Source organism: Amaricoccus macauensis (genome assembly GCF_049800915.1).
Classification (GTDB): Bacteria; Pseudomonadota; Alphaproteobacteria; order Rhodobacterales; family Rhodobacteraceae; genus Amaricoccus; species Amaricoccus macauensis_A.
Genome location: NZ_JBNAFY010000002.1, coordinates 220449 through 237248 on the forward strand (window position 1 = coordinate 220449; position 16800 = coordinate 237248).

At 67.2% G+C, this 16800-nt stretch carries 15 protein-coding genes; 2 read left to right on the forward strand and 13 right to left on the reverse strand.

Going from position 1 to position 16800, the window contains the following annotated elements; translation table 11 throughout:
- Positions 1 to 125: 125 nt before the first annotated feature.
- The 3 genes from ACP15W_RS05325 to ACP15W_RS05335 form a co-directional block, all read right to left on the reverse strand.
- Positions 126 to 365 carry a hypothetical protein gene (locus ACP15W_RS05325; RefSeq protein ID WP_424931817.1) on the reverse strand — a complete coding sequence of 80 codons (240 nt, stop codon included), beginning with the start codon at positions 363 to 365 and terminating at the stop codon, positions 126 to 128.
- Positions 366 to 413: 48 nt separating this feature from the next.
- Positions 414 to 674, reverse strand: coding sequence for a hypothetical protein (locus ACP15W_RS05330; RefSeq protein ID WP_424931818.1), 261 nt, complete (start codon positions 672 to 674; stop codon positions 414 to 416).
- 253 nt (positions 675 to 927) lie between these two features.
- Positions 928 to 2214, reverse strand: coding sequence for a class I SAM-dependent methyltransferase (locus ACP15W_RS05335; RefSeq protein WP_424931819.1), 1287 nt, complete (start codon positions 2212 to 2214; stop codon positions 928 to 930).
- A 283-nt stretch (positions 2215 to 2497) separates the two neighbouring features.
- Here ACP15W_RS05335 and aspS point away from each other — a divergent pair, with 283 nt between their 5' ends.
- On the forward strand, positions 2498 to 4408 hold the full coding sequence (aspS, locus tag ACP15W_RS05340; protein ID WP_424931820.1) for an aspartate--tRNA ligase: 1911 nt from the start codon (positions 2498 to 2500) through the stop codon (positions 4406 to 4408).
- Positions 4409 to 4511: 103 nt separating this feature from the next.
- Here aspS and ACP15W_RS05345 read toward each other — a convergent pair whose 3' ends face one another.
- From ACP15W_RS05345 to ACP15W_RS05390, 10 genes are all read right to left on the reverse strand, one after another.
- Positions 4512 to 6716, reverse strand: a complete 2205-nt coding sequence (locus tag ACP15W_RS05345; RefSeq protein WP_424931821.1) for a pentapeptide repeat-containing protein — start codon at positions 6714 to 6716, stop codon at positions 4512 to 4514.
- A gap of 198 nt (positions 6717 to 6914) precedes the next feature.
- Positions 6915 to 7766 (reverse strand): PhzF family phenazine biosynthesis protein, encoded by an 852-nt coding sequence (locus ACP15W_RS05350; protein ID WP_424931822.1) that lies wholly within the window; start codon positions 7764 to 7766, stop codon positions 6915 to 6917.
- Positions 7767 to 7904: 138 nt separating this feature from the next.
- Positions 7905 to 8915: a helix-turn-helix domain-containing protein gene (locus ACP15W_RS05355; RefSeq protein ID WP_424931823.1), complete on the reverse strand. Its 1011-nt coding sequence runs from the start codon at positions 8913 to 8915 to the stop codon at positions 7905 to 7907.
- A 62-nt stretch (positions 8916 to 8977) separates the two neighbouring features.
- Complete coding sequence (locus tag ACP15W_RS05360; RefSeq protein WP_424931824.1) at positions 8978 to 9442, reverse strand: DUF1348 family protein; 465 nt, start codon at positions 9440 to 9442, stop codon at positions 8978 to 8980.
- A gap of 90 nt (positions 9443 to 9532) precedes the next feature.
- Positions 9533 to 10081, reverse strand: coding sequence for a carboxymuconolactone decarboxylase family protein (locus ACP15W_RS05365; protein WP_424931825.1), 549 nt, complete (start codon positions 10079 to 10081; stop codon positions 9533 to 9535).
- A gap of 118 nt (positions 10082 to 10199) precedes the next feature.
- A complete protein-coding gene (locus ACP15W_RS05370) occupies positions 10200 to 10346 on the reverse strand; it encodes a hypothetical protein (RefSeq protein ID WP_424931826.1) in 147 nt (48 codons plus the stop codon).
- Positions 10347 to 10437: 91 nt separating this feature from the next.
- A complete protein-coding gene (locus ACP15W_RS05375; protein WP_424931827.1) occupies positions 10438 to 11574 on the reverse strand; it encodes a glycosyltransferase family 4 protein in 1137 nt (378 codons plus the stop codon).
- A gap of 4 nt (positions 11575 to 11578) precedes the next feature.
- The gene (locus tag ACP15W_RS05380) at positions 11579 to 12553 is read right to left on the reverse strand and encodes a glycosyltransferase family 2 protein (RefSeq protein WP_424931828.1); all 975 of its coding nucleotides are present in this window, start codon (positions 12551 to 12553) and stop codon (positions 11579 to 11581) included.
- Positions 12546 to 13703: a glycosyltransferase gene (locus ACP15W_RS05385; RefSeq protein WP_424931829.1), complete on the reverse strand. Its 1158-nt coding sequence runs from the start codon at positions 13701 to 13703 to the stop codon at positions 12546 to 12548. The genes ACP15W_RS05380 and ACP15W_RS05385 overlap by 8 nt, the downstream gene beginning before the upstream one ends.
- A gap of 4 nt (positions 13704 to 13707) precedes the next feature.
- The gene (locus ACP15W_RS05390) at positions 13708 to 15789 is read right to left on the reverse strand and encodes an HAD-IIB family hydrolase (RefSeq protein ID WP_424931830.1); all 2082 of its coding nucleotides are present in this window, start codon (positions 15787 to 15789) and stop codon (positions 13708 to 13710) included.
- Positions 15790 to 15992: 203 nt separating this feature from the next.
- Here ACP15W_RS05390 and ACP15W_RS05395 point away from each other — a divergent pair, with 203 nt between their 5' ends.
- Entirely contained in the window at positions 15993 to 16793 is an 801-nt protein-coding gene (locus tag ACP15W_RS05395; protein WP_424931831.1) for a sulfotransferase family protein, read from the forward strand.
- Positions 16794 to 16800: the final 7 nt, after the last annotated feature.

Genomic DNA, 16800 nt, shown 5'->3' on the forward strand with positions numbered 1-16800 from the left:
GCCGGCGTCATGCGCTGCTGCACATGGCGGGTCTCACGGTCGGTGCCGTGTCTGTTTCAGGGAGTGGGAAGGGGTGGCCGGTGCCCCGCGACACGGTGGCAGCGGGGCTGGCCGGCCGGGGAGGGTCAGCCGCGGTCGATGATCCGCTGCACGTTGCGGGCCGTGTCGTTCTTCGAGGAATCGGGCGAGGAGAAGGCCGCGTGGATGCGGGCGAGCTGGTTGGTGGTCAGGTCGCCTGCCTCGACGGTGTCGAAGCCGTTGCGGGTGAGCTGGTTCTGGACGCTGGTTTCGAACTGGCTGGCGGAGGCTGCGAGCGGTGCGGCGAGGAAAGCGGCGGCGAGGGCTGCGAATGCGACGGTTTTCATGGGATGTTCCTTTTCGTTTAAGTTCGTATGATTTCGTATGTGCAGAGATCAGCCGCGCTCGACGATGCGGTTGACCTGGCGGATCTGGTCGGAGAGCTTCACGCTCTCGGAGCTGAGTGCGGAGTGGATGTGGGCGAGCTGGTTTGTGGTCAGGTCGCTTGCATCAACGTGATGAAAACCATGACGGATCAGCTGGTTCTGGACGCTCGTGGCGAACTGGGTGGGACCGTGGGCGGTGGTGTCGGCAGATGCGATGGCCGGTGCGGTGATGAAGGCTGCGGCGAAAGCGGCGATTGAGGTACGTTTCATTGCTAAAGTTCCTTTCCGTTTGTCATGTGGACCGCAACTCTCTGGTTCCTTGGCGTTTTTTCTTGCGCCGCAGCACCTTGTTGCTGTCACTCGGGAAAGAGTTCGCCGTCTCGGGCCAATTCATTTCAGCACTCAAGCAACCGTGAGTTCAGGTGATTGATCGGTGATAAAACGAAATGAAACGAAAGATCCGTCGTCATGTCGGGGAATGACGCGCGCGGGCGGCAGTGAAGGATCGAGGGCGGGCCTGTGCCTAGGCGCGGGCGGCACCGGCGGAGGGCCGGTCGTGGAGCGCCGCATAGTCCGGGATGGCGCGCTCCGCCTCGATCAGCCGATCCATCGCCGGGCGGATATAGTCGCGGGTGAGCGGCACGCAGGCCTGGTTGTGCGCGAGTTGGAGGTGGAAGACGTGCATCGCGTCCTGCCGGAAGGAGGCCTCGGCGCCCGCGAGGTAGAAGTCCCACATGCGGAAGAACGCCTCGTCGTAGAGCTCCAGCACCTCCGCGCGCCGGTCGTGGAACCGCCGGCGCCAGTGTCTGGTCGTCTCCGCGTAGTGCAGCGCGAGGATCTCGGTGTCGCGGATCATGAGGCCGGAGGCTTCGACCGAGGGCAGCACTTCGGACATCGCCGGGATATAGCCGTCGGGGAAGATGTATTTCTCGACGAAGGGATGGTTGTAGGGCCAGGCGAATTTCTGACCCATGGAATGCAGCAGCATCACGCCATGGGGGCGCAGGAGACGCGCGGCCGTCTCGAAGAAGGTCGGATACTGCCGGGCGCCCACATGCTCGAACATGCCGACGGAGACGATATTGTCGAAGGTTTCCTCGATCTGGCGGTAGTCCTGGAGGCGGAACTCGACGCGGTCCCCGAGGCCAGCCTCCTCGGCCCGCTGTTGCGCCACGCGAAGCTGTTCCTCGCTCAGAGTCACACCTGTCACCTTCACGTCGCAGACACGGGCGAGATAGAGCGCCATGCCGCCCCAGCCGCAGCCGATGTCGAGCACTTCCGCGCCCGGTCGCAGGCAGAGCTTCGCGGCGATCAGGCGCTTCTTGGCCAGTTGCGCGGCTTCGAGTGACTGGCCGGGACGCTCGAACCAGGCGCAGGAATACTGCATGTCCGGATCGAGAAAGAGCCGGTAGAGCTTTTCGTCGAGATCGTAGTGATGTGCCACATTGGCGCGGGCCCGCACCGGGTTCACCGCCTTGAAGTAGGGGTTTTCGCGGACCGTGCGCCAGCCGTGACGCAGCATGTCGAGCGGAGAGAACCGCAGTGTCCCGCCATTGCGTTTCGCCATCAGGATCAGATCGTAGACGTCGCCCGACAGGAGATCGAGGCGGCCTTCCATGTACATTTCCGGCACGCCGAGGCCCGGATCGAGCGCGATGGTGCGCAGGGCGCCCCGGTCCTTCACATGGAGGTGGACGCGCGGGTCGGTGTCATCACCGAAGGTTTCGCGGCGCCCGGACGGAAAGGTCACCATCAGGGTGCCGATCTCGAAGGTTCGGTTCAGGATTCTGACAAGGACGTTTTCCAGCATGGTTTACATCACTCGGCTCCTCTCTCGGAATTTAGGGAACGAACCGGTCTCGTCCAAGGGATCGGCCCGAAACACGCGATTTTTGACCCTATTTGCCCGTGAAATCGGCAGATCCCGGTGCAAACGGCGAAAAACCCGTGCAGGAGCAATGGGTCGGATCCGCGGGCCCGGGCCGGGTTCGGGGTGGTCGCGGGGGCCGGCTCCGGCCTTGCGCCCTGCAATGTCTTGCGTATAAGGGCGCACGCCCGCGGGATGCCCGCGCCCCGGAAGCTCGAGGTTCTTCATGCACGCCTATCGCAGCCACACCTGTGCCGCGCTTACATCCGCCAATGTTGGCGAAACGGTCCGCCTTTCGGGCTGGGTTCATCGGGTGCGAGATCATGGCGGCGTGCTGTTCATCGACCTGCGCGACCACTACGGCATGACCCAGGTGCTGGCCGACAGCGACAGCCCGGCATTCAAGGACGTGGAGAAGGTGCGCTCCGAGTGGGTGATCCGGATCGATGGCGTCGTGAAGGCGCGCGCGCCGGAACTGGTGAACCCGAAGCTGCCGACCGGCGAGATCGAGGTCTTCGTGCAGGACCTCGAGGTTCTCGGTGCGGCCGAGGAGCTTCCGCTGCCGGTTTTCGGCGATGTGGAATACCCCGAGGAAACCCGGCTCAAGTATCGCTTCCTCGACCTGCGCCGCGAAAGCCTGCACGAAAACATCATGCTGCGCTCGAAGGTGATCACCAAACTGCGCACGAGCATGATCGACGCCGGGTTCACCGAGTTCCAGACGCCGATCCTGACGGCCTCCAGCCCCGAGGGCGCGCGAGACTTCCTGGTGCCGTCGCGGCTGCATCCGGGCAAGTTCTACGCGCTGCCCCAGGCGCCGCAGCAGTTCAAGCAGCTGATCATGGTGGCGGGGTTCGACCGCTATTTCCAGATTGCGCCCTGTTTCCGCGACGAGGACCCGCGCGCCGACCGCTCGCCCGGTGAGTTCTACCAGCTCGACATGGAGATGAGCTTCGCGACCCAGGAGGATGTCTTCGGGGTGATCGAGCCGGTGATGCGCGGCGTGTTCGAGGAGCTTGGCGGTGGCTGGCCGGTGGACCAGGAGTTCCCGAAGATCGCCTATCGCGATTCGATGCTCTGGTATGGCTGCGACAAGCCGGACCTTCGCAACCCGCTGAAGATGCAGGTGGTTTCCGAGCATTTCGCCGGGTCGGGCTTCAAGATCTTCGCCTCGCTGCTGGAGAAGGATGGCACGGAAGTGCGCGCGATCCCGGCACCGAAGGGCGGCAGCCGGAAGTTCTGCGACCGGATGAACGCCTTCGCGCAGGGCGAGGGACTGCCGGGGATGGGGTATATCGCATGGCAGGCTGAAGGTTGGCCAACGACAATGGTTGGTGATGATCCTCGTATCAAGACCGCGAACGACGAGGCAGCCCGATATCATACCGCAAGGAGACAAGGCAAAGCTCCTACGCCTCCCTCACCAATCGAAGGCTACGAATTCTCTACCAAAGTCGTAGGGGTAGGTCCCGTTGCGAAGAACATCGGGCCGGAGCGGACGGAAGCGATCCGCCAGCAGATGGGTCTCGGCGAGGGCGACGCGGTGTTCTTCCTCGCGGGCCGGCCGGCGCAGTTCGAGCCGGTGGCGGCGAAGGCGCGCGTGCAGATCGGCACGGAACTGGGGCTGACGGACGAGAACCGCTACGCCTTCTGCTGGATCGTCGATTTCCCGATGTACGAGAAGGACGAGGAGACCGGCGCGCTCGATTTCAGCCACAACCCGTTCTCGATGCCGCAGGGCGGGCTCGAGGCGCTGGAGACGAAGGACCCGCTGGATATCCTTGGATATCAGTATGATATCGTCTGCAACGGCGTGGAATTGAGCTCGGGTGCGGTGCGAAACCACAAGCCGGAGATCATGTACAAGGCGTTCGAGATCGTCGGCCATGACCGCGAGTTCGTGGACGGGCATTTCGGCGGAATGCTGAGCGCATTCAAGTATGGCGCGCCGCCGCACGCGGGCATCGCGCCGGGCGTGGACCGGATCGTGATGCTGCTTGCCGGGGCCGAAAACATCCGTGAAGTCATCATGTTCCCGATGAACCAGCGGGCCGAGGACCTGATGATGGGGGCTCCGAGCGAGCCGGCGAACGAGCAGCTTCGCGAGCTCGGGCTGCGGCTGATTCCGCGGGATTAACCTCCGGACACCCGGAAAAACCCCATGCAGGTTTCATGCATATTCCATGCATATTGAATATGCATAGGGTTTCGGTCGGGTATTGGGTGTTAACCTATCAGTATCACTGGCCCTCGGCCATCTGAGGCCGCGGGCCTATGGCCACCGGGTGATGGGGGTTGAGCCTCGGATCGAGGCATTCCTCGCGGGTGAGATCGAGCGCGCAGGGCGTGCCGGTGCGCTGCGGCGCTTCGCCCGCGGGGCAGAGAAATTCGGCGCGCATGTCTTCTTCGGAAATTCCGCCAATCTGGACTTCGAAAATTCGCGGGATCATAGCTTCGACGGAGGCGGGCAGTTCGGGCCAGCAGGAGGGGATGCTATGGGGCGGAACGGAGATCGGCAGGAGCGTGCCTGCATTGCCGATCATTTGATCGAGTTGCTCTTGGGCGATACCTCGACCGCCGCGAAAATCGGCATCCTGGGCGGGTGAGCGCACATGGGCACCCGCCCAGGATGCGAATTTCAGATTGGCCCGTCTGAGGTCCGCCCCGTCCATCTGCGCCTCTCTGAGGTTCGCCCCTTCCATCTGCGCCCCCCTGAGGATCGCCCCTTCCATCTGCGCTATCCAGAGGATCGCCCCTTCCATCTGCGCCTCTCTGAGATTCGCCCCGTCCATCTGCGCCCAGCTGAAGTCCGCCCCTTCCATCTGCGCCCCCCTGAGGTTCGCCCCCTCCATCTGCGCCCACGAAAGGTCCGCCCCCTCCATCTGCGCCCACGAGAGGTTCGCCCCCTCCATCTGCGCCCCGCTGAAGTCCGCCCCTTCCATCTGCGCTATCCAGAGGATCGCCCCTTCCATCTGCGCCTCCCTGAGGTTCGCCCCTTCCAATTGCGCCGACGAGAGGTCCGCCCCGTCCATCTGCGCCCCTTCAAGGTCCGCCCCTTCCAACTGCGCCCCACCGAGGTCCGCCCCGTCCATCTGCGCCCCTTCAAGGTCCGCCCCTTCCATCTGCGCCCCTTCAAGGTCCGCCCCGTCCATCTGCGCCCCGCTGAGGACCGCCCCTTCCATCTGCGCCCAGGAGAGGTCCGCCCCTTCCAATTGCGCCGACGAGAGGTCTGCCCCCTCCATCTGCGCCCAAGAGAGGTTCGCCCCGACAAGCGTTGCGCCAGATGCGTTCATGCCGCGCAGGTCGCGGCCCGCGAGGTCGAGGGATGGAAGCGCTGCGTTGAGGCTCTTGCGTTCAATTTCCCATGTGGCGTCAAAGCGGCGATCTAGGGCAGCGAAACTCTCATCGCAAGGCGCGCCCGGATCGATGCCGTGTGCCTTGCAGTAGTCCGTGCGGGCGGTGGCGACATGGGGCGGGGCTTCGCGGCCATTGCCCTTGCGGTGGTCGCAGACGGACATGCTCAGCCCCTCGCGGCGACACCATGTCTCGCGGAAGGCCATGCGGGCGGACTGGTAGTCGCGCCAGTCGGGCGGGAGGGGCACCAGCTCGACATTCACGAGATTGGTTTGTGCGAGTGGGAAGTCCCAATCCTCATCCAGCCACCAGCGCAGAATGGGCGTATCCTGCGGCACGGTGATCGAAACGTCCGCAAGGGTCCACCAGCCGGAGACGTAGTTGTCCATCCCACCTTCGGTGTGGATCCAGCTTCTCGACAGGAGAAAGATTAGCGCTGCCAAGGCGGTGATAACGCGCAGCACGCGGCGCCAAGCGCGGATTCGCTGCCTACGCAGGCGTTCACGGGTGCGGAACCAACTCGTGGCGCCTGCGATGAGGGAGACAAAGAGGCAGAGCGCAATGAGGAGCGTGAGCCATTCGTCATGGGCGGGCATGGAGCGCGCCCATGCATAGCCGATGACGAAGGGGCCGGAGACCCAGACGAGCACCCAGGTGACGAAGGCGGAGAGGCGGTGGAGCGGACGGCTGGGATGTGCCTCCGGGCCTTTCAGTTTGCAGGCGTAGTCATTGGCGAGCCAGGGGTGGATGACTTCGGATAGCGGTTTCCATTCCGGGCGGTCCCAATCGGTGCGGACCTGCGATGGCATCTCCGCGATCGCGTCCCAGAGCTTCAGCAGGAAGAGGTGGAGGTAGACGTAGAGGGCGGCGGCGAGGACTGGGCCGAAGATGAAGAAGCTCGCGGTGGGGATGGAGACATTGACGAGCGGAAGCTGGGTCTGGCGGGCGGGGACGAAGAAATCCGCGTCCTCGACGCCCAGAAGCGTGACGAAGACGAAGGCGAGATAGGCGAGAAGGCCGATCCAGGAGGTGCGGGCGAGCGCGGAGATCTCGTTGATGCGGGCGATCTGGGCCTGGGTGCGTTCGTCCATGGGGCTCGCGAATGGCTTGGGTGCAATCTCGTTCTTGGTCGCAGAACCCTGCTTCCGATGGGGAGGCCATCGGAAAGGGGGCTTTGCTTCAATCCCGAAAGGTTAACACGGGAAGGGAGTATCGCGAAGCGTGACGCAGGCGCGGGGCGCGGGATTGCGTGTGGTCCGCCCCCCGGTCCGGTGTGCGGTGGTGCCAGTTCAGGCGGCGATGATCCGGGTGGTGCCCGAGACGCGGATGCCTTCGCCCGGTGTTTCGCCGATTTCGGCGCGGAGCAGGGATTTCGCGCCCATGTCCTCGCCCTGGATGATGTCGATCGCGCCGCCATGGGGCCAGCCGATGTCGCGCAGGTAGCCGCCCAATGCGGCCGCGGCGGCGCCGGTGGCCGGATCTTCGAGGACGCCGCCGATCGCGAAGGCGTTGCGGCTGTGGAACCGGCGCGGTGTCTCGGCCCAGAGGAGGTCGATGGTGGTGAGCCCGTGGGCCTGCATCAGCCGCGCGCCTTCGGCGAGGTCGTAGGTCATGCGCGCGAGGGTCGCCCTGCTGTCGAGGGCGAGGACGAGGTGGTCGTTTCCGGCGTGGGCCAATGCCGGCGGCAGGGCGGGGTCGAGATCGGCGGGTGTGAGGGCGAAAAGCGCGAGGGCGGCGCGCAGGAGGTCGGGGTCCGCGGCGGCACTTCGGGTCGGGGGCGATGTGAGGGTGGCGCGGGTGATGCCGCCGGCGCGGGTTGCCTCGACGGTAATCCGGCCCGCGGCGAGGTCGAGGGGGAAGGTGCCCTCGCCCTGCCGTTCGGCCAGGACGCTGCCAAGTGCGATGGTCGCATGGCCGCAGAAGGCGACCTCGGCTTCGGGCGAGTGGTAGCGCACGCGCCAGCCCTCTCCCTCGGGGGCGGCGAAGACGGTTTCGGAATAGCCGACCTCTGCCGCGATGCGCTGCATCTCGTCGCGCGGGGGCAGGGCATCCGCCACCACGACGCCTGCGGGATTGCCGCCATCGGGTCCGTCGGAGAAGGCGGCAAGGCGGAGGATTTCGGGGGGTGAGGGGGCGGTCATGCGGGCTCCTTTCGATGGGTTTCGCGAAGGCTGTGCGGGCAGGATAGCGTGTGCGTGTGCGGGCGATCTCGGCCCTGCCTGCCAGCTTCTTGGCCGCGTCTGCCACGAGAGAGGGGCGGGTGTGGGCCTTTGCGTCTCTCAGCCGGTGCGGATCTGCTGGCGGAACCTTGCGGGGGCCACTCCGGTCCAGCGCTTGAAGGCGCGGCTGAAGGTGCTCTGTTCGGAGAAGCCGGTGAGAAAGGCGATTTCGGCGATGGAGCTGTCGCTGTCCCGCAGGAGGTCCTGCGCGAGCGAGGACTGCGCCTCCACGACGACATCGCGGAAGGTGCGGCCTTCTTCGGCGAGGCGGCGATAGAGCGTGCGCTCGCTCATTCCCATGTCGGCCGCGATCCCGGCGGCCTGGGGCACGCCGTTGCTGAGCGCGGGGGTGAGGCGGCGGAGGAGTTCGGCCCGGAGCGAGGGGTCGCCTTCGAGCGAGCCGATTTCCGTTTCGAGGTGGGCGGTGAGGAAGTCCGAGACGGCGGCGTCGCCGAGCCGGTTGGGCCGGTCGAGCATGGCGGGGGCGAGCGCGATGGCGTCGCGGGCGGCGTTGAAGCGGACGGGGCAGTCGAACATCGCGGCGTAGCGGTGGGGATCGCAGCGGCAGGCGTGGCGGAAGGAGACGTGGTCGAGGGTGAGGTCGCCTTCGACGAAGAGGCGCATGTTGCGGGCGAAGGCGGCGAGTGCGCCTTCGGTGCGAAACTCGAGCACGGGGTGGCGGCCGGTGCGGGCCTCGAGGGTGAGGAAGGCCGGGTCGCCCGTGGCGTCGAGGCGGTAGACGGCCGTGTCGGTGACCACGCGCCAGTAGCGTGCAACTCGCTCGAGCGAGGCGCGCAGGGTCGGGGCGGTCTTCATGGCGAGGCCGAGCACGCCGATGTCGTCGGCCCGGATGAGCCGGGCATAGGCATCGACCAGCGCGACCTCGTCCGGGTGCTGGCGGCGGATCCAGTCGAGGAGGTCGAAATAGTCGCTGTCGGCGATGCGGCCGTTCGTGGGCCCGGACAGGCGGCGCAGGATGTTGCCGCCGGAGACCAGCGCTCCGTCGTCTCTCAGCGTCATCCCGGCCGCCTGGGCCATGGCGCGCGCGAATGCGTCGGTCACGCTCGGCATGGCCAAGCTTAGGCCGGATGGGGCTCCGGGGCCAGACATGGCGGGCGTTCGAGGTGTTCGGGCTAGAGGCCGAGGTCCGACAGGCCGGGGTGTGTCTTGGGGCGGGGGCCGAGATCCCAGTGGAACAGGCGGTCTGCGGCGGGGATGGGCAGGTCGTTGATCGAGGCGATGCGGCGGCGCATCAGGCCCTCGTCGTCGAATTCCCAGTTCTCGTTGCCATAGGCGCGGAACCAGGCGCCGCTCTCGTCGTGGTATTCGTAGGCGAAGCGCACGGCGATGCGATTGCCGCGGAAGGCCCAGAGTTCCTTGATGAGCCGGTAGTCCTGCTCGCGGGCCCATTTGCGGGTGAGGAACTCGACGATCCGGGCGCGGCCCTCGAAGATCTCCGCCCGGTTCCGCCACTGGCTGTCGGGGGTGTAGGCGAGCGAGACGCGTTCGGGCTGGCGGCTGTTCCAGGCGTCTTCCGCCAGTCGGACCTTGGTGGTGGCGGAGGCTTCGTCGAAAGGCGGCAGCGGGGGGCGTGGCATGGGGCGGGACCTCGTGGGGATCGGAGGGGCATGGTCCGGTCGCGCTGGGCCGGGAGGCTGGTGACGCGCGACCGGGGAGGGCAGGAAAGATCAGGCCGCGCGGGCGCTGACGACGGGGAAGTCGATCGGCGTGTCGAACGCCTCGTTGAGGTAGTTCGTCAGCGTGTTGAGCGCGACATGGGCCACGATCTCCACGATCTCGCCCTCGCTGTAGCCGGCCATCTTCACCGCAGATACATCGGCGTCGGACACCTGGCCGCGTTCGCGCACCAGCTTCGCGGCGAAACGCACCGCGGCATCGGCCTTGGGATCGGAGGAGCCGCCATTGCGGTTCGCGGCAATCTCGGCGTCATCGAGCTTTGCGAGGTTCTTCGCGAGATAGCTGTGGGCCGAGAGGCAGTAGTCGCAGCCGTTGATCTCGGCCACCGCAAGGGCGATCCGTTCACGGGTGGGCGCGCTCAGGCTGCCTTTCGCCAGCGCGCCATTGAGGCCGAGATAGCCTTCGAGGGCGGCGGTGCTGTTGGCGGTCAGGCGGAACATGTTGGGGACGGCGCCGAGGCTCTTTTTCACGGCTTCGAGGAGCGGGCGGGCGGCCTCGGGTGCGGCGTCGATGGACGCAGGAAGGTCGATGCGGGACATTTCGGGTATCTCCTTGAGTTGCGATACCCGGACTCTAATGGCAGATCCCGCCATCCGTATTGGCAGGACCTGCCAAGGCTTTGGCCCGCTCTGCCATACCGAAGAGCGGGCGGTTGCCTCAGTCGTCGGCTTTCCCTTTCTGCACCTGCTCGGTCGGTTTCTTCGGCTTGAACTCTTCCGGGCTGTGCGGCTTGCCGTGGTGTTTCGACTGGGCGTTGCGGCGGTCCGCTTCTTCGGCTGCGCCGTTCTTGTCCTGCACTTTCATGTCACGCTCCTTTCTTCGCTGGCGCCGATCCGGGCGCGCTTGGCTTCAACCCTTCAAACGCGCCGCGCGGGTGGCTGTTCCATGCGGGCGCTCAGGCGGCTGTCGTGCACGCGGCAAGCGATGCCGCGGGCGGCAGGGCGCGGGCGGGAAAATCGACCCCGGGCCAGCGGGTGTCGCGGCCCTCGCGCACGACCTCGTAGAGGGTCTCGTAGGCGTCGAGCATTCGGCTCAACGTGAAGTTCCGTTCGACGCGCGTGCGGGCGGTCCTTCGGGGCAGGGTGATCGCGCTTCGCATGGCGCGGGCCAGCGCATCCACGGTCGGCGGGGCAAAGACGCCGGCCTCCCCGATGACCTCGCGCACCGCGCCGGCGTCAACGGCCGCGACCGGCAGGCCGCAAGCCATGGCCTCGATCGCTGCGAGCCCGAAGGGTTCATCCCACATGGGCGTGAAAACGAGGAGCGAAGCCGCCCCGATGGTGCTCGCAAGATCCGGTCCCTGAAGGTGGCCGCCGTAGCGGATGTCTCCGCCCAAGTGCGGTTTGACCTCCGCGTCGAAATAGTCCTGCCGCTCGATGGTCCCGAAGAGCGTGAGTGGAATGCCGGCCTCGCGCGCGGCCTGCACGGCGAGATGCGGTCCCTTCGTGGCGGTGATCCGGCCCATCCAGACGGCCTCGCCATTGCCGGTGGGCTGGAACGGCCAGTCGGCCACGTCGATCCCGTTCGGGACCACGGTGGCGAATTGCGCGGCCCGGTTCGGCCACCAGGCGCGTTTCTGCGGGCTGGAACAGACTGTGAAATGCGACCAGGGTGCCGCGGAGTCCGCTACCGCGCGTTGCAGCACATCGAAGGGCGGCACATGCAGCGAGGTGAGCATCGGCAGGCGCTCGCGGCGGGCGAAGCGCGGGGGGAAGCGGTGGAGCGCATTGTTGTGGATCACGTCGAAGCCGCCGTCCTGCAATCGGGGCAGCATGTCTGCGAAAGCCCCGTCGAGATGGGCGTTCAACTCCGGCGTGCCGTTCCACCGGTGCCAGGGAAAGCTCCGGTCGTAGTGCTCCGCCATGATCGGCGCGACCCGGCCCCCCCAGTCGCTGTCGCCCGCGGCGAAGAGGGTGACGTCATGGCCGCGCGCCCGCAGGCCGCGGCAGAGGTGCCAGCAATGGGCCTCCATGCCGCCCATGAACGGGCGGGCGATGGGGAAGCGCACATGTCCGATGACCGCGATCCGCATCGGATTATTCCGCTGCCACGGACGACATCCAGGCCTCGCCGCGTTCTGCGGCGGCGCGGCGCTCGGCTTCGCTGTCGAGGGAGGGTTCGAGCTTGTCGAGGACGCGGCGGCTGTTGGCGTAGGGCATGTCCCCGGTCTGGCGGCAGAGGGCGAAATCGGCCTCATTCGGTTCGCGCAGGATGCGCAGGCCGTCGGGGGCGTTGTCGATCAGGCCCATCATGTGGAAGGCATGGAGCCAGTGGCCCATGGTGCGTTCGCCCCAGCGGGAGGCGAAATGCTCGGCATTGCGCAGGACCGACTCGATATGGTGGATCGGGGGCATGCAATGCTCGTGATACTGGTGGTAGACCTTCGCGCCCTTCAGCCACCAGATCGGGATGCCGCGGTATTCCAGCGTACGGCCGAAATCGGTGTCCTCGCCGCCATAGCCGTAATACCCCTCATCGAATCCGCCCGAGCGTGCCCAGTCCTCCCGGTGCATGGCAAAGTTCAGCGACCAGAAGCAGCGGTAGTCGTCGCATTGGCGCAGCCATTCGGGCGGCGGGGCCTGACGGTCGGAGTGGCGCACGCCGAGGCGCTCGAAGCGGGCGAAATCGAGACCCGCTTCCGTGGCGCCCTTGGGCAGGTAGGCGACCTCGCCCATCACGAGACCGCGGCCCGGTGCGCAGGCATTCCAGACATCGGCGGTGAACTCGGGGTGCGGGATGCAATCGACATCGACGAAGGCCAGAACCTCGCCCTCCGCCGCGCGCGCCGTGGCATTGCGGGCCGAGGCAAGCGGCAGTTCGCCATCGGGGCGGGTGATGTGGATCTGGCGGATCGGGAAGCTTGTCTCGGGCAGGTCGGTGTAGGGCTCGGATTGCATCGCCCCGATGACGAGCTCGCGTGGACGGACCGTCTGGGCCTCCAGGCCGCGGATGACGTTCCTCAGGTGGGCGTCGCGGCCGCGGGCGATGGTGAGGATGGAGACGTCACGCATGGAGTGTATTCCTTTCGGGGTGGATGAATGTTGGGGTGTCCCAGAGGCGGGCGGAGAGCTCTTCGAGCCAGAGTGCCGTGGCGCGGGCCGCGTTCTCGTTCCCGGCAAGGGCGCGTTGGCGTTCGGGATCGAACCGCGCCTTTGCCGTCTCGACCGCCCGGCGCCAGCCATGGGCCGACCCGGGGAGATGGGGCAGGTGCAGGGCCACGCCGGCGCGATCGAGCGCGCGGGCCTTCTCGACCTGCTCCTCGAAGTAGCGCCATTCGGGCACGACGATCCAGGGTCGGGTCGCGGTGAGCACCTGGGCGCAGGTGGTGTTGCCGGCCGAGGAGACGACGAGGTCGGCGGCGGCGATGTAGTCCGGCGCATTCTCGACCCAGCCGTGGTGGGTGAGGTTCGGGGGCAGGGTGGCGTGCCAGTCGCGCTGGATCTCCCCGATGGTGATCCATTTCATGTCCGGGAAGCTGCGCGCGGCAACCCCCAGCGGGGCTTCGGCCAGCCCGTTGCCGCCCTTGCCGCTGATGACCACGGCCACCGGGGCCTCGCCCAGTCCCAGCCGGGCGCGGGCGCTGCGCCGGGAGGGAATGCGGGCGTTCACGCCGAGGCCGGGGGCGTGGAAGATGCGATCCGCGAACGCCGCCCAGTCGGGCTGGTCGAGATCGGTGTGAAACGGGGCAAGAAGCCCGGCGGCCCCGGTATAGGCCGCGAGATGGCCGGGATCGGTGCGGTCGCCGTGCTGGAGCACCTTCACGTGCGGGACGGAGCAGAGGCGGGCGAGCTGGGCCACCTCCGCCGAGACATCCACGATCATGAGTTCCGGGGCTTCCTCGACGAAGAAGAGCGTCATCTCGCCCATGGCCTGGCGGATGTTCGGCCAGCCCACGGGGGCGCAATGCACGGTATCCGGCGTCTCGAGCAGGGCGGCGCCCGAGGGCTCCTCCCCGGAGGATTCGAAGAGCGAGGGGATCTTCGTGATCGTCACGTTCTCGCGCAGGGGCGGGAAGATGTCGTCGCGGGCGCAGAAGATGCGCACCGGGCGTTCGGCGGGCAGGGCGTTGACCACCGCGGCGCAGCGTTCGGCGTGGCCGCGGCCCTGGTGGTGGACGAAATAGCCATAGGGGCGGAGCGCTCGGGGGGCGAAATCGCGCATGGGTCTACTCTCCTGCGAGGCGCAGCGCGGGGGCATCCACGCCGAAATGCGCCAGGCCATCGAGCACGCCGCGGGCGTGGCGGAAGGGCGAACGGTAGCCGTTGGTCAGCCCGTCGAGTTCGGGCAGGGCGTTGGCGGGCAGGATGGCGCGGGGAAACGCGCCGAGCATGCAGAGGTCGTTGCCACTGTCGCCGGCGACGATCACCGCATCGTCCGGGAGGCCGCGACGGCGGGCTTCGAAGCGGATGGCCGCGGCCTTGCCGGCACGGGCCGGAACGATGTCGATGAAACGGCCATGGGAGGGGATGACCTGGGCCGCGAGATCCGCCTCCCGCAGAGTGACCGCGATGCGCCGGGCCTCGTCCGCCGGGCCGAAGAGGCTGATCTTCCAGCGGCGCTGGTCGTAGCAGGGTTGGGGACGGACCCGGAGCCGGCGCAGCAACGCCTCGATCTCGGCCCGCGGCCAGTCATCCGAGAGGGTGGCGGAGAACTCGGGGCAGAGCGCGTAGCCATGGGGTGTGCGGCGCCAGATTTCCGTGCCGGTCGAGCTGATGATCGTGTCGGGTTCGGGCAGGGACCAGTTCGAGAGGATGCGGCGCGCCTCGCTCACCGAACGGCCGGTCGCCACCGCGAAATTCGCCATGCGCGGGCCTTCATCGAGCCAGGCCGCGAATTGTCGTGCGCCCGCCGGGCAGCCGGTCAGGGTGTTGTCGATGTCGCAGGCCAGCAGGAAGCGCTCGTCATCGGACGCGGGGCGCGATGCCGTCGGTTGCGCGCGGGCCCTAGCGCTGGTTGTGGCAGGTGAGGCGATCAGATCGCGGGCGATGGTGTTCGCCTGGCTCGCCCAGGCGGCCCAGTCGAAGGCGCGCAGGGCGGCTTCCCGGGTCTTGCGCGCGCGCTCCTCCCGGAACGTCAGGCCGAGAGAGCGGTTGAGGCCCTCGGCGATGGAGGCCGTGTCGAGGGGATCGACCAGTTCGCCCAGGCCCAGCACCGGGAGGATGTCGGACGGCCCGCCGTTGCGGGTGGCGACGATCGGCACGCCGGATTGTGCCGCCTCGATCAGGGTGAGGCCGAAGGGCTCGTGCAGCGCGGGGTTGCAGAAGACGCCGCCACGGGCCGCGAGCGCGTAGAGATCCGCGACATCGCGGGCTTCGTGCCGGCGCGGCAGGGCGACCTTGCCCCAGAGATCGGCGCGATCGACCTTGTCGAAGAGGTCCTGGATGACGGCATCCTGCTCGCGCCCGGCATCTGCGAGGCCATCGCGCAGACCGGCGACGATCACGAGGTTGGCCTTCTCCTGAAGGGCGGGGTCCGAAGCGTAGGCCTCCAGCAGTCGGCCGAGGTTCTTCTTGCGGATGGGGCGTGCGATGGCGAGGATGACCGGCTTGTCGAGGTCGCGGAGGAAGGGGGCGAGGAAGCTGCGGGCCCGCTCGGGGCAGCCGTCCTGCCGGATGGTCACGCCCGGCGGAACCCGGAACGTGCGGCCTTCCGCGCCGGGCACGAGGCGGGGGATCTGACGCTCCACCTCGTCACGGGAGGAGGCGATGATCGCCCGAGCCGACTGAAGCGCACGGGTTTCGCGTCCGATGCGCTCGGCGAGGGCCGGGGAGGGCGTTTCACCGGGTGTGAGCTTCTCGGCCGCCAGCGAATGCGCGGTGTAGATCCAGGGGATCGAGAACTCCGCCGAGGCCTTCGCGGCAAGCTCCGCGGCATCGGAGAAATGGGCGTGCAGGATGTCGGGTCGGTCGGGGCCCATGCGGCGCAACAAGGCGCAGAACGCATGTTGCAGCGCAACAATCTCACCCGTGAGCGCGTCCTTCTCGAGGTAGCGCGCGTTGTCGGTGCGAAGGCGCAGGATGCGACATTTCGGCCCGAGGCTCTCTTGCGGCCGGGCGAATTGCGGTCCGAGTTCGGGGGCGTCGAAGGCCCGCGTGACAATCGTGACATCCGTCGTCTCGGGGCGCTCCGCCTGCGCGGTCGCGGCCCCCAGAACATAGGCAATATGGCCGCCTGTGTCTTCCGTCAGGCCATATTTTATGGGCGGGGCGGTCAGGCAACCGCCCAGCGCGATATGCATGATGCGCATACTGACCTCGCAATCTGATCTGTGATGTGGCGACCCAAGGCCACTTTGCGAACATAACGGCTGCCATCGGAATTAGTTCCCGCCCGCTTCGGGGCAACGTTTCTCGACCTCGACTTGCCGCAGTGGCAGAAACGCGCCGCCGTGCATGTTGCCTCTGCGAAATGCCGCCCTAATTCACCTGCTGTTCTTGCGGAGGATGAAGCATGCTGGATCACAGATACGTCTTCGTCGGCGGCCTGCACCGCTCCGGTACCAGCCTCGTGGCGCAGCTGATCGGGGATCTGCCCGATGTGGCCGCGATCTCGGATGCGCCCGTTCCCGAGAACGAGGGCGTCTACCTGCAGGGGGCCATTCCCCATACCGCCCGCCATGGCATCCCGATGCATTTTGCCACCGATCCCGACCAGCACCATATCGAGGGCAGCCGCCATGACAGGCTGGAGGTGCGCGAACGGATCGAGGCCGACTGGGCGCCGCATTTCGGCGCGGGGCACTGGCGGGTGGAGAAATCGCCGGTGAACCTGACGCGGATGCGGCTCTACCAGCAATTGTTCCCGCTCAGCCAGTTCGTCGTCGTGATGCGCCACCCGGAGGCGGTTGCGGCGGCGGTGTCGAAATGGGTGGATGCACCGCCCGCCGCCCTCCTGGATCATTGGCTGGAGGCCCATGATATCGTGGCGAAGGATCTGCCCTTCCTGCATTCCGTGCTGGTCGTGCGCTACGAGGATCTGGTGGCCGACCCCGAAGCGACGGTGGCACGGCTGGCGGCATTCCTGCAGGTTCCCGCGACAGGTCCCGCCCGAGAGATCCGCGACGGGAATGCGGCTTATGCGGGTCGAATGCGGCTCGATGATGTCCAGGCGACCCGTGCCGCGCGCTGGGGTTACGGGCCCGGCATGGCAGTGGCCCCGGCCGAGCCCTGCGCGCGCCATGCCCTGCGTGCGGTGGTCGATGCGGTGGAGGCCGCCGGCAGGCAGGAGGCGGCTGCGATCGCGGCGCAATAGGGCGGGA

Coding starts and splice junctions, on each gene's coding strand:
- ACP15W_RS05325 (WP_424931817.1), bottom strand. CDS start 365: ATGAAAACCGTCGCATTCGCAGCCCTCGCCGCCGCTTTCCTCGCCGCA.
- ACP15W_RS05330 (WP_424931818.1), bottom strand. CDS start 674: ATGAAACGTACCTCAATCGCCGCTTTCGCCGCAGCCTTCATCACCGCA.
- ACP15W_RS05335 (WP_424931819.1), bottom strand. CDS start 2,214: ATGCTGGAAAACGTCCTTGTCAGAATCCTGAACCGAACCTTCGAGATC.
- aspS (WP_424931820.1), top strand. CDS start 2,498: ATGCACGCCTATCGCAGCCACACCTGTGCCGCGCTTACATCCGCCAAT.
- ACP15W_RS05345 (WP_424931821.1), bottom strand. CDS start 6,716: ATGGACGAACGCACCCAGGCCCAGATCGCCCGCATCAACGAGATCTCC.
- ACP15W_RS05350 (WP_424931822.1), bottom strand. CDS start 7,766: ATGACCGCCCCCTCACCCCCCGAAATCCTCCGCCTTGCCGCCTTCTCC.
- ACP15W_RS05355 (WP_424931823.1), bottom strand. CDS start 8,915: ATGCCGAGCGTGACCGACGCATTCGCGCGCGCCATGGCCCAGGCGGCC.
- ACP15W_RS05360 (WP_424931824.1), bottom strand. CDS start 9,442: ATGCCACGCCCCCCGCTGCCGCCTTTCGACGAAGCCTCCGCCACCACC.
- ACP15W_RS05365 (WP_424931825.1), bottom strand. CDS start 10,081: ATGTCCCGCATCGACCTTCCTGCGTCCATCGACGCCGCACCCGAGGCC.
- ACP15W_RS05370 (WP_424931826.1), bottom strand. CDS start 10,346: ATGAAAGTGCAGGACAAGAACGGCGCAGCCGAAGAAGCGGACCGCCGC.
- ACP15W_RS05375 (WP_424931827.1), bottom strand. CDS start 11,574: ATGCGGATCGCGGTCATCGGACATGTGCGCTTCCCCATCGCCCGCCCG.
- ACP15W_RS05380 (WP_424931828.1), bottom strand. CDS start 12,553: ATGCGTGACGTCTCCATCCTCACCATCGCCCGCGGCCGCGACGCCCAC.
- ACP15W_RS05385 (WP_424931829.1), bottom strand. CDS start 13,703: ATGCGCGATTTCGCCCCCCGAGCGCTCCGCCCCTATGGCTATTTCGTC.
- ACP15W_RS05390 (WP_424931830.1), bottom strand. CDS start 15,789: ATGCGCATCATGCATATCGCGCTGGGCGGTTGCCTGACCGCCCCGCCC.
- ACP15W_RS05395 (WP_424931831.1), top strand. CDS start 15,993: ATGCTGGATCACAGATACGTCTTCGTCGGCGGCCTGCACCGCTCCGGT.